At 60.9% G+C, this 12,228-nt stretch carries 7 protein-coding genes and 1 tRNA gene; 3 read left to right on the forward strand and 5 right to left on the reverse strand.

Annotated features, from left to right (window positions below):
* Positions 1-1,227, reverse strand: a complete 1,227-nt coding sequence (gene trpB / locus H2170_12595; GenBank protein MCS6300917.1) for a tryptophan synthase subunit beta — start codon at positions 1,225-1,227, stop codon at positions 1-3.
* 631 nt (positions 1,228-1,858) lie between these two features.
* Positions 1,859-3,652, reverse strand: a complete 1,794-nt coding sequence (locus H2170_12600) for a hypothetical protein (GenBank protein ID MCS6300918.1) — start codon at positions 3,650-3,652, stop codon at positions 1,859-1,861.
* Between the two features lie 192 nt (positions 3,653-3,844).
* On the opposite strand from H2170_12600, the gene H2170_12605 reads away from it, so the two are divergent.
* Positions 3,845-3,929: transfer RNA gene (locus tag H2170_12605), tRNA-Leu, on the forward strand.
* Positions 3,930-4,075: 146 nt separating this feature from the next.
* On the opposite strand, the gene H2170_12610 is transcribed toward H2170_12605, so the two are convergent.
* The 3 genes from H2170_12610 to H2170_12620 form a co-directional block, all read right to left on the reverse strand.
* Positions 4,076-5,206 carry an acyltransferase gene (locus H2170_12610; protein MCS6300919.1) on the reverse strand — a complete coding sequence of 377 codons (1,131 nt, stop codon included), beginning with the start codon at positions 5,204-5,206 and terminating at the stop codon, positions 4,076-4,078.
* 243 nt (positions 5,207-5,449) lie between these two features.
* Positions 5,450-6,415, reverse strand: coding sequence for an SLBB domain-containing protein (locus tag H2170_12615; GenBank protein MCS6300920.1), 966 nt, complete (start codon positions 6,413-6,415; stop codon positions 5,450-5,452).
* A gap of 557 nt (positions 6,416-6,972) precedes the next feature.
* On the reverse strand, positions 6,973-9,906 hold the full coding sequence (locus tag H2170_12620; protein MCS6300921.1) for a polysaccharide biosynthesis/export family protein: 2,934 nt from the start codon (positions 9,904-9,906) through the stop codon (positions 6,973-6,975).
* Between the two features lie 186 nt (positions 9,907-10,092).
* Here H2170_12620 and H2170_12625 point away from each other — a divergent pair, with 186 nt between their 5' ends.
* Together H2170_12625 and H2170_12630 are read left to right on the forward strand one after the other, a co-directional pair.
* Positions 10,093-10,233: a hypothetical protein gene (locus tag H2170_12625; protein ID MCS6300922.1), complete on the forward strand. Its 141-nt coding sequence runs from the start codon at positions 10,093-10,095 to the stop codon at positions 10,231-10,233.
* 244 nt (positions 10,234-10,477) lie between these two features.
* Complete coding sequence (locus H2170_12630; protein MCS6300923.1) at positions 10,478-12,160, forward strand: SAM-dependent DNA methyltransferase; 1,683 nt, start codon at positions 10,478-10,480, stop codon at positions 12,158-12,160.
* The last annotated feature ends 68 nt before the right edge of the window (positions 12,161-12,228 follow it).

The following is a 12,228-nucleotide window of genomic DNA, read 5'->3' on the forward strand; positions in this document are numbered from 1 at the left end:
TTACTTCAGCGTAACCCCGAGCATCTTGGCGACCTGGTTGACGTCCTTGTCTCCCCGGCCGCTCAAGTTGATCAGGACCAATTTATCCTTGGGCAACACCTTGGCGCGCTTGATGCCCTCGACCAGCGCATGAGTGGATTCAAGCGCGGGTATGATTCCCTCCAGTCGTGAAACCAACTGGAAAACCTCCATGACTTCGTCGTCACACGCATAGGCGTAATTGATGCGCCCAATGTCGCGGTAGTAGGCATGTTCCGGGCCGATCGCGGCATAATCCAGGCCTGCGCTGACCGAGTGGGTCAGCTCGATCTGGCCGTCCGGATTTTGTAGAATATACGTCTTGGACCCCTGCAAGACACCGAGTTTCCCGCCCTCGAATCGGGCTGCGTGTTCGCCACGCACGATGCCGCGTCCGCCGGCCTCGACGCCGATGAGCTTAACCGACGGCTCTTCGAGGAAATCGAAAAACACGCCGATAGCATTCGAACCACCGCCCACGCAGGCAATAATCTCGTCGGGCAAACGGCCCTCGCGAGCGAGCAGTTGCGCCTTGGACTCCTGGCCGATCACACGGTGAAAATCGCGCACCATCATCGGATAAGGGTGAGCGCCGAGAGCGGAGCCGAGGATGTAATGGGTGTCACGCACGTTGGTCACCCAATCGCGCATGGCTTCGTTGACGGCATCCTTGAGCGTCTTTTGGCCCGACTCGACGCCACGCACCTCGGCCCCCATCAAGCGCATCCGAAAGACGTTGAGCGCCTGACGCTCCATATCCACGGCGCCCATATAAATGACGCATTGGAGGCCGAACTTGGCGCACACGGCAGCGGTGGCCACGCCGTGTTGGCCGGCCCCGGTCTCGGCGATGATGCGCTTCTTGCCCATACGCAGCGCAAGAAGCACCTGACCGAGCGCGTTGTTGATCTTATGCGCGCCGGTGTGGAGCAGATCCTCGCGTTTAAAATAGATTTTGGCGCCTCCACAGTGGGCGGTGAGTCGCTCGGCGAAATACAGCTCGGTGGGGCGACCGGCAAACTCCTTGAGGTGATGGCCCAGCTCGGCGACGTAGGCTGGATCGGCCTTTGCTGCGGCGTAGGCCGCCCCCAATTCCTCGAGCGCAGTCATGAGTGTCTCGGGGACATAAACACCACCAAACGGCCCGAAATGGCCGGCGGCGTCAGGCTGGGAGTGGCGATCAATGGGAGTGGGAACGGCGGCGGGCATGAAGCGGTTAAATGAAGGATGAAGCCGACGGGATGCAAAAGGATTTCGTGGTGTTCGCGAGTTCGCGTCCTCGAAAGAAACACCTTCCCACGTGGCCTTGCGCGTGAGCGCAGGGGGTATTGCGCTCACCACCCGCATCCCTGCGCTCACGCTCAGGGCCACAACCGAAAGAAACACCTTCCCTCGTGGCCTTGCGCGTGAGCGCAGGGGGTATTGCGCCCACTACTCGCATCCGTGCGCTCACGCTCAGGGCCACAACCGGAAGAAAAACCTTCCCTCGTGGCCTTGCGCGTGAGCGCAGGGGGTATTGCGCTCACCACCCGCATCCCCGCGCTCACGCTCAGGGCCACAACCGAAAGAAACACCTTCCCACGTGGCCTTGCGCGTGAGCGCAGGGGGTATTGCGCTCACCACCCGCATCCCTGCGCTCACGCTCAGGGCCACAACCGGAAGAAAAACCTTCCCTCGTGGCCTTGCGCGTGAGCGCAGGGGGTTCCCCCAAACGGCATCAGCTCATGCACGAACCAGTTTTCCTGACACAACCTGAACCCAAATTTGGCTCAGCGGTGCGCGACACGTCGCACAAAAAAAGGCCGCCCCATTGCGGGGCGGCCGTTGCTAGCGCGGACGATTAGCTTGTCGCTTCGTCAGAGGCGGGCGCCTCAGCGGCGGGGACCTCAGGGAAGTTTTCCGGGTCATGCTCGGCGCCTTCGATCTCCTTCTTGCGCGACTCGACCACCGGGGCCGGGGCAAACAGACGGCCATCGATGAACTCCGTCACATAGCCCTCGCTCACCAACCAGCGCAGATCACCGTTGAGGCGATTGAGCTTGGCGTTTTGTTCGGCGGTCAGCGCAGGTGCCACCGGAGCAGCGGCCTCGCCCTCGGCAGGCGCAGCCACTTTTGCGGGGGCCGAATAGCCAAGGAACTTATCGGCCAGATCGCTCGCCTTGATCATCGGGTTAACCTCAAGGAAGTTGATCAACGCACCGATTGAATCGGAGAAGGTCTGGTTGGGGATGCGGAACTTGCGCTTCACGGCGCAGACATAGCTGACGCCCTTGGAGCCCTTCTTGAAGATGGTAAAGCCCTCGCGGCGCAGGCGGCCGCGGAGCGCGTTGGCGGTATCGAGAGGGAATCGGCGTTGACGCTCAAGGGCGCCCTCCAACGTGCGGCGGATCTCGCCAGCGGGAAGGGTTTCGAGGTTTTTACCCGAGAAGCGCAGAGACTCGACGGTGCGCACGAGCTTGTCCTTGACGGTGGCGAGCAGGTATTGGCGGGCATCCTCCAAGGAATCAAACGAGACGCTTGCGGCGACCTCGACTGCAGCGGCCACAACGGGCTCGGCTGCGGGCGCGTCAGCACCCTCGACCAGCTCGGCGTCCGCAACGGCAACCGGCGCCACAGGGGCGGCGGCAACGGCGACCTTCCAGGTGTAGCGGACGGTCTTCTTCATCTTCTCCAGCCACTGCGCGATGACCTCGGGCTCGCGCACGGACTCGATCTTGCCGCGATAAACCTCGAACGGCAGCTTGATGTTGGCTGCGTGGTGCAGCTGCACGATCTGGTTGTACCGGTGGTAATTGGGCGGCCCGAGCAGCTCGCCGGTGACCGAGCAGCGATTGACGACCTGGAAGTTGCCCTTGGGTGCCTCGATCTCGACCTCGGCCGTATCAAAGAACTGCGCAAAGTGCTTTTCGAAAACGTGGTTGATGGCGGCCTGCTCACTCTCGAACGGCACTCCGTCTGGGACGGAGATGGCAAAAGGTGCCGGTTTAGCGGCGGAGGCATTCTCAGCGGGCTTGTGCTGAACGACGGCGATAAAGCGGTCGTTCTTACCGATGATCACGCGGGCGATCTCAAAAAGTTCGTAGGTGCGGCAAGACGAACGGATCGCCTTGGCGAGGGCGGAGAAGCCCGTGTCGTCTGGATAAAAGGTGACGTTAAACAGAGGACTGATGTAGGGGCCCTGATCACGCTGGGGGAAACCACCCTCACGCGGACCGCCAAAACGCGGACCGTCCTCACGACGAGGACCGGCGGGGCCGCCGCGGAATTCGCCGCGAGCGGGAGCGCCGCCGGGTCCATCACGGCGTGGGCCGCGGGAATCGAACGAGCCCTCGCGAGGAGCGCGCGGGGCGGCGGCGGAGGTGTTAGCACCGGCGGGGGCGACTGCACCCTCTTCGCCCGGGCCGGCGGGCTTGCGCAAGCCACGACGATCACGGGATGGGCCGGGACCTGCACCAGGCCCCTCACGACGAGGGCGATCATCACGACGAGGTTCCCGTGAACCACCGCCGGAGTGACCGGAGGTATCGGCTTTATCTTGGGCCCACTGGGTGCCGAAGCTGAAGCTTTGGAGTGGAGCCAAATCGATTTTGTTGAAATCTTTGGCCGGTTTATCGTTGGAAGGCGTCTCGGACATGGCGGTTCGATGCGGGCGTGTTGCCTGCGTAAGTGTTAAGCTAAAGGCGGACTTGAAGGGCGCAGATGCGCTGCGGCAGTGTCCATGCACGAAGATGAGTAGCAAGCTGTTTCACTAAATCTAAAAAATGCATTTCGATGCTTTACATGCAGCGGGAGATTTATCTTAGTCCGCCTTCCCTTCGTTAGAAATGCTCGGGTGGTGGAATTGGTAGACACACACGTTTGAGGGGCGTGTGCCGAAAGGCGTAAGGGTTCGAGTCCCTTCCCGAGCACCACTTTACCTCCTCTGAACGAGGAGTTTTCAGCGTTAGGTTGCCAGTTGATGAGGCAACCTCCACATGACCGATACCCCGTTTGCCCTGTCCCGGTTCGATAACCGCAACGGCACGACCTGGCCGGCACTGGCCACATATCTACCCTTTCAGGACTGCACCCCTTCTGATAGAGCCACAGCCGGGTTGAGCGCGGGTCGAGAACGAAAGTGCTTTCGCAGGGTCAGAAATGGCTGTTCCAACCCATAATAGGAGGCCGTGGCGACGAGGAAACTCACGCTCAGGCAAAGCGTGGCGTGCTGCCACCCCCCACCCTCCTGCTGCGGCATAAAGAACGCCACCCCGCCGTGCCAAACGTAGAGCGAATAGCTCAAGCGTCCCACCCAACTCAGCACAGTCGTATTCAGTATACGTTGGATCCACCCATAGTGCCGACCGAACAAAACCGCGGCGATGACCACGGTGATCGCCACACCCAACAGGCTGTAACGCAGGGTTTCGCGAAACCACGGGTCACGAATCAGCAGGCAGCCCAAAATAACCGCGAGGGCCGCGACAGCCGGTGCGGGCCGGGCAACCGTTTGGATGATGCGCCGCCCCTGCGCGCTTTCACACAAAACCGCCAAAATCACCCCAAAGCCGATCGAATCGAGTCGATACTGGGTTTCAGCGTAAAACTGCACGGTGTCCAACGCTTCCGGGTGTAACCACGCCCCCACAAGGCGTAGCCCGAGGCAGGTTAGCGCCAAACCGCCGAGAACCTGCAACAGGCGCTGCGCATGCCCGCGCAAAAGCAAAAAGGTTAGCGGAAACAGAATATAGAAATGCTCTTCGATCGATAGCGACCAGAACATCGCGAAGGGCAATTCGGGGGCGATTTTCTGGGCATCCAGATGCGCATACCAGTAATTGGCAAAATACCCGAGCGCCGAGGCCGGTTCGATCGCGTTGTAGGGTCGACCTGTGGCGATCGCCAGGCCGATCACCACAATCGCATAGAGAATGATAACCGGGTAGAGACGCAAAATACGGCGCGCATAAAACAGCGGCAGGGAAACTCGTCCCGTGGCGTTGAGCTCAACGAATAAGAGCCGGGTGATGAGGAATCCACTGATCACAAAAAAAACATATACCCCCAGACCGCCGGGTATTTTATTGCTCAAAAAATGGGCCAGCAGAACGAGGGTGATACTCGCCGCGCGTAGCCCATCAAGACAGGGCACCGCACCTGCACGTGCGGTCATCTGATTTTCCTCAAGATACAGCGGGGGGGTGTTCATAAAAACTGCGCCTAAGCGCAAAACCACGGGGCATGGGTCCAAGCGCCGCGGCTTATTGATACCGGAGGGCTTATGTTGAATGCGAAGGTGTCCTAGCGGGCAGTAACACTGATTTTGCCGAATTGAGCTCTGAGGTAGTGCGGTGCTTTAGCCCGCAGGTGTGCTGGGGTTTCTCACACGATCGCTGATGCGGGCTGAAGCACCGCACTACTTCAGCCCCGACACGTTTTATGTTACGGCCTGTTAGCGGGGGTTGACCTGTACGTTGACGCCCACCGAACCCGAGTTGGAATCGACCGCATGGGCACCTTCGTTGACGCCCACCGTTTGCACAAATGTTCGCAGAATCAGATCCACGTAGCGACCGAGCGTTCGGTACGGGGTGTAGGGAATGTAAACGATGTCGTGCGGCTCCAGCACCACGTCCGGCGCGGTGCCCTTGAGCATGGCTTTATAGTCCACAATCGAGATCGTTGGCTGCGTGAGCGAACCGCGGACGATGGCGACATGGGTCACATAGGCGTCTTTGATGGTTCCACCGGCACTGGCTATCGTTTGGATCAGCGTGATGCCGTCACCCGAATAGACGGCGCCCGGAACGCTGACCGCGCCGAGTACATGAACCGTTTGAGCTGTGGCGGCTGGCATGTAAACGAAGTCGCCCGGCAGCAGGTAAATATTCTGCGAGAAATCCCCTTGGCGGACCAGCCGTTCGAAGTCCACCGGCAGGATTTGGCCGCGCCGCAGCACGAAACTGCGGCGTAAATCGGCCGACACGCTGCGTGAGGCTAGCGGCGTACTTCCTTCTTCAGCTGCAGTCGGGCCTCCCGCTTCGGCCAGACCGGCCAGCAAGGTCATCGGGCCCGACATCGGGTAAATGCCTGGTTGGTTAACACTACCAAGGACCCAGACGCGTTTGCTGGCCACCGCTTGCAAGGTAACCGCGACGTTGGGGGTTTCCCGCATGAATTGCGCGGAGCGGGCCGAAATCATGCTCCTCGCCTGGGAAAGGGTCATTCCCCACACGTCGATCCCCGGCAACAAGTTGAAATAAATTTTCCCGTCCGGTCCGACCTCGGCGGTGCTCCGCGTCGCTGTGTCCCCAATGAACTCGATCGCTAGCCTGTCGCCTGGCCCCAGCGTGAACTCATCCGGTGGAAGCAGCAGGAGTTTGGGGTCGAGTGGTGGGGGCTCGGGAGCAGCAACCAAGCTCGCGGCAACCGGCGTTGCTGGAGGGCGCCGAGGCGTGCTGCATCCGCTCAGGCTCAACGCGAGTAGCAAGCCGACTGTGCAACTGCCCGATCCAACCCCGCGCAGCGTATGCACCCACCACGGCAACGGGGTTGGGGCGGGCCTGCTCGGGCCAGGGAAGCAGCACAAAGCTGGACCTACCGCCAGGGGGGAAGTGGATGGACAGCAATGGAGCGGATTTTGGGTCGGCAACCCGACGAGAAATAACGGTTTCATGGTAATCAGAGGACTTCGGGTGTTTGCGATGGGGGCGGCGGGCGTTGGCCGACGAGGAAATGGATGGGGACCGCACTCGAGCGGTTTAAGTTCATCTGCAGCCGCTTGAAGTAGCGCAGACGTCCAGTCTGCACTCCCAGTCGGAGCAGACTGGAAGTCTGCGCTACTTTTCGGAAATATTGGCTGGATCCATTTCCTGGCTGAAGGGCCAAGCAGGGCGGACCAGCCACGTAAGGTTTCGGACTGGGGCGGGTATTCCGCCCCAAACAATAACCGGCAACACCGATTAGGGCGGATGATTAACGGGTTCCAATCGGGGTGACGCTTAGGCCCGTTTTGGTGACCACGGCAGATTGGATAAACGCGGAGGCCGCGAGGTCGAGTAGCTCCTCGGCTTTATACCAAGGTCGATTGCCGACATAAACGATATCCTTGGGCTGCAACTGAAAGTCGGGTGATTTTGCGGCCAGAATGTCGTTTGCGTTGACGATAAAAGTTTGGGGCTTTTTGAGCGAACCACGGATGACAAGTAGCCGCTTGGGCCAGGCTCGTTCAGAAAAACCGCCCCTGATAGCAATCGCCTCCAGAGTTCCCGTTCGACCGGAAGTGATCAGCCCGCCCGGGTATCGGACTTCGCCAAGCACATAGATCTGCAGTCGCTCGGTGGGAGGAAAATAGAGGTAGTCGTCCGGTTCCAGTGAGATGTTTTGGGCCAGATCTCCTTCGGCGAATAGCTTCTGAAAATCCACCGGCAGCCGACGTCCTTGGCGGGAAATAAAGCTATTCGGTAGGTCGGCTTGCATGACGAGGCTGCGGTCAATGACACGCGTTTCCAATCCTTGGGCTTGCGACACGGCCTCGATGATCGTGAGCGGGCGGCTCAGGGGGAATGCCCCTTTTTTCACCACCGCGCCGAGCACGTAGTAGCGTTTGCTGTGGTAGGATGCGGGCCGGACGATGATCTCGGGGCTGTTGCGGAATTTGCCGAGCGCACGGTTCAGTTCGGCGCGGAACTCATCCACCGTGAGACCGGCGGCCATGAGGTTCTGTGCTTCCAGGTAGCTGATACGACCATCGGGGCCGATGAGAATGGTCGACGAGGTGGAATCGGCTTGGCCGTAGACATTGAGCTGGAGTTGGTCTCCAGGCCCTAGGGTAAAACGCTGCTGCCAGGGCGCCCGTTGGGGCGTATCGAGTATAGCGAAGGAGGCTGTCGATGATGCTGGGGGGAACCCAGTAGCCGGCCCCGTTGTGGTCGTTTGTGCGGCGGCTGGCGCTCCGGCCAAGCCGAAGGCCGTTGCCAGCAGCAATGAGCGGCGGCCAAACCACCGGGCAAAGCGCGGTTTGGCGGCTGCATCGGGCGCGCGGTTGAGGACTGCGCCGATCAGGTGGCTACGGGCATGGCGAAGGGTTTCAAGGTGCTCGATCGTCTCCCCCGCCTCTGCTCGATGACTTTCGGTCAGCCAGACCAGATTGGTCATGTTTTCGACCAGGAGCATGCTCTCAGGGGATGCCATCGGCGGGAGATCGACGAGGATCACGAGGTTATCGATAGTCCGCCACGTGCTCATCGCCCGTTGCCATTGGTTGCGCCGCTCGAGATCCCATATCCAGTCACTGGGCAACGGAAGGCTGTCGGAGGGCAACAGCTGGGGTTGGGCATATTTTTCCGCCAAGCGGATCGGATTGGCCACCAGCATCGCCGTGAACTCAGGGGTGCCCCACGTAGGGGCCGAGAGCGTGCCCGACGATCGGGATGTTGTACTCAAATCAGTGGTCGGCCCCGTAGAATTGTCGGCCGAAACCACGAGGACGCTGAATCCGCATTGGCGGGCGGCTCCGGCCAGAAGCTCGATCCAAGTGGACCGGCCTTCGCCTCCATTGGCTGAGGTGAAGCCGCATACAAGTCCTTGCCCCGGTGCGGCGCTCAGGCGGCCGCGCAGGGTAGTCCAACTGCGCAATGCCCAATGCGCTTTATCCTCCGACTTCATACCCTCGAGATCCCCAAGTGTACCGAGCAGGGGAAGACCGCTGATACGCTCCAGGTCTGCCCCGGTTTTCACGCGGTCGTCGAGCAGTTCACGCAGGACAATGACCCCGACTAGAGCAGCGATGCCAACGAGGCCGCCCACCAGGGTGAGAGCCACAACCCAAGGGGCCGATTGTTTTTTGGTTACGCTACTCAACGTGGCGGGCTCCAACTGCCGCAGATAGCCTGGCGGGTTTTGCAGGAAGGGTTGCAGGGCACGTTGCCGGGTGATGAGCGTGGTGTGACGGTTCTCGAGGTGACTCAGCTTCATGGCCAGTGCATCGTAGCCCGAGCTCTGGTTCGCCACGTTGGGGGCGGGCGGGTACGCACCGGGCAGAGCCGCGGTGTCGGCTGAGGTGACCGCGCCCCCCGGGCTCGGGACGGTGGGTAACTGCGAGGTCAGTGTGGCGAGGCGCGCCTTTTGCTCGCGAACCAACGGATGCGCGTCGGTAAAGCGCGTTTGCAGCTCATCGAGTTGCTCGCGGGCGGCCTGCACTCGTTCATAAAGGTGGGCGCCCCGTGGCGGGGTGGTTTGCGCAATCGCCGGTTTGCTTGGATTCGGGTTGGGCAGCATCTGGATCAACTGGGCCTGGCTGCGCTGCGCCTCGATCTCGGACAGTTGCTGGCGGACCTTGATCCGGTCGGCATCGTTATCGGCGAGTTGCCGCTCGTGTTGGAGAGCTGCCTCCTGCGCCTCCTGCTGCTGAAGGTTGCGGGTGAATTGAACTGATTCCGCGCCGATGTGATTAGCCAGGGCTACCGCCTCAGCCGCGCTCGTGCTCGTCGCCTTTATGGTGATGATCGTACTGTTGCGATCCATGGTGAGCGCCAGGCTGCCGGGCAGCTGGCTGACTGGAGCGGACGAGGACGGCTTGGCCCTCGATTTTTGAAGCGTATCCGGGGATGCGATTAAGCCGAAGAGCAGCCCCGTATCATAAGACTGCGGGCGGTAGTCCTCCGAGGCGATGGGTGAGTCGTAACGACTCAACTGCACCGAGGTCGAGTAACTAGGGCGAAAGAACGCCAATCCGGCGAGTAAACTGGTTAGCCCGCACAACAGCGCGATCATCAGCAACTGGCGCCAGCGAAGAAAAACGGCGCCGACCAGGGGCATGAAATCGAACGCGGGCGCTGGTCGATTCAGCTCCACATTCAGAGCAGTGGGGAGAGGCTGGATTCGGTGGAGTTCGGGGTGGTCTTTCATGGGGCTAGGTTTGGTTGCGGGTAAAAGACGGTGAATTTGACAAGCCTCCAACCTACGCCCAATCGGTGTGCGTTACTAATAAGGTGGTGACCTACTTTATGCCCAAAAACGGATCCATGGAGCTGGATTGCCCCCTAGCCTCGGGCGTGGATCCCCAGGTAAAAAACACCCCGCTACCAGCAGCGCATTCAACAAGGCGTACTGGAGTGTAAGGTAACGGCCATTAAAACCGAAGAAGGTAGAGAGCGTATCTTTTTCCAAGTGCTTGTGACCCCCAAAGGGCTGGCTGCCCTCGCTCTCGAAATGCAGCAGCCTATTGCTGCCTGATTTGTTCCCCTACTAACGCCGGCGGTCTCCTAATTGAGTGACGCCGGCTTTTTTGTGCCCACTCCACTACAATCCCCTCGACCACGCCCCACCGTTGTCCAACCCCCGGTGCAATAACCTCCGCTTGCTCCTGGCCGGTCCCGTCGGGTTTCCGCCTCAACCGACTTGTTCCTGCAAATCTTCCGCCTTTCCCCAACCGAGCGTTGCCCAACTCATTTCCCGTCCCCACAAACCTCCGCAACTCATGGCGCGCGCTAAGTCTTCCTCCTCCACGTCCACCGCCACCATCGGCTTCGAGGCCAAGCTCTGGCTCACCGCCGATAAGCTGCGCAACAACATGGACGCGGCCGAATATAAGCACGTCGTCCTCGGTCTCATCTTCCTCAAATACATCTCCGATACCTTCGAGGAACACCGCGCCAAGCTCCTCGCCGGTTCGACGGCAAAAAGCGGAGACTACGCCGGCGCCAACGCCGAGGACCCCGACGAATACAAGGCCGAGAACGTGTTCTGGGTGCCCGCCGAGGGCCGCTGGTCCCACCTCCAGGCCAACGCCAAACAGCCGTCCATCGGCAAACTCGTGGACGATGCCATGGTCGCCATCGAGCGCGACAACCCCCGTCTCAAGGGCGTTCTCCCCAAAGACTACGCCCGCCCCGGCCTCGATAAACAGCGCCTCGGTGAACTAGTTGATTTGATAGCGACGATTGAACTCATCGCATCAAATCAACCCTCACCCCAGCCCTCTCCCACTGGGAGAGGGGCCGGGGGTGAGGGTGCGAAGCATACTCATCGCTCCGTCGATTTGCTCGGGCGCGTGTACGAATACTTCCTCACCCGCTTTGCCAGCGCCGAGGGCAAGAATGGCGGCCAATTCTACACCCCGTCCTGCGTCGTGCGCTGCCTGGTCGAAATGCTCGCCCCCTACAAGGGCCGCATCTACGACCCGGCCTGCGGCTCCGGCGGTATGTTCGTGCAGTCGGAAAAGTTCGTCGAGGCCCACGGCGGCAAGCTCGGCGACATCTCCATCTACGGCCAGGAGAGCAACGCCACCACCCGCCGCCTCGCGGTCATGAACCTGGCCCTGCGCGGCATCGAGGCCGACTTTGGCGAGGAACACGCCGACACCTTCCGCCGCGATCTCCACCCCGACCTCCGCGCCGACTACGTCATCGCCAATCCGCCCTTCAACGACTCCGACTGGTTCCGCAAGGACGACGACGTGCGCTGGCAGTTCGGCGTGCCGCCCAAGGGCAACGCCAACTTCGCCTGGGTCCAGCACTTCATCCACCACCTCGCGCCCCAGGGCATGGCCGGCTTCGTTCTGGCCAACGGCAGCATGTCGTCCAACCAGTCCGGTGAAGGCGACATCCGCAAAGCCCTGATCGACGCCGATCTGGTGGACTGCATGGTGGCGCTCCCCGGCCAGCTCTTCTACAGCACTCAGATTCCGGTCTGCCTCTGGTTCTTGGCCAAAAACAAAGCCGCCGACGCCAAACGCGGTTTCCGCGACCGCCGCAAGCAGACCCTGTTTATCGACGCCCGCAAACTCGGCACCCTGATCGACCGGGTCCACCGCGAGCTGACCGACGCCGATTTGGCGAAAATCACCTCCACCTACCACCTCTGGCGAGGTGGCAAAGCTCCTAGCTCTGAGCTCTTAGCTCCTAGCTCTGAGCTCCCAGCTTCGAGCTACGCCGACATCGCCGGATTTTGTAAATCCGCCACCACCGCCGAAATCGCCGCCCACGGCCACGTGCTCACCCCCGGCCGCTACGTCGGGGCCGAGGAAGTCGAGGACGACGGCGACCCGTTTGAGGAAAAAATGCCGCGCCTGGTCGCCGAGCTGGCGGCCCAATTCGCCGAGTCCGCCAAACTGGAGACGCAAATCCGCGCCAATATGAAAGGACTCGGCTATGCAGGCTGACCACGCGGCATCCAAAAACGGAGAAACCCCGGCGCCTATTAACCGCAAGCGGCTAAGGAAGGGATTCC

Origin of the sequence: Opitutus sp. (assembly GCA_024998815.1) — a bacterium.
Taxonomy (GTDB): domain Bacteria; phylum Verrucomicrobiota; class Verrucomicrobiia; order Opitutales; family Opitutaceae; genus Rariglobus.

What these genes read in the sequence shown, in the direction of transcription:
- H2170_12630 (MCS6300923.1), top strand. Translation starts at nt 10,478, where the DNA reads ATGGCGCGCGCTAAGTCTTCCTCCTCCACGTCCACCGCCACCATCGGC.
- H2170_12610 (MCS6300919.1), bottom strand. Translation starts at nt 5,206, where the DNA reads ATGAACACCCCCCCGCTGTATCTTGAGGAAAATCAGATGACCGCACGT.
- H2170_12600 (MCS6300918.1), bottom strand. Translation starts at nt 3,652, where the DNA reads ATGTCCGAGACGCCTTCCAACGATAAACCGGCCAAAGATTTCAACAAA.
- H2170_12620 (MCS6300921.1), bottom strand. Translation starts at nt 9,906, where the DNA reads ATGAAAGACCACCCCGAACTCCACCGAATCCAGCCTCTCCCCACTGCT.
- trpB (MCS6300917.1), bottom strand. Translation starts at nt 1,227, where the DNA reads ATGCCCGCCGCCGTTCCCACTCCCATTGATCGCCACTCCCAGCCTGAC.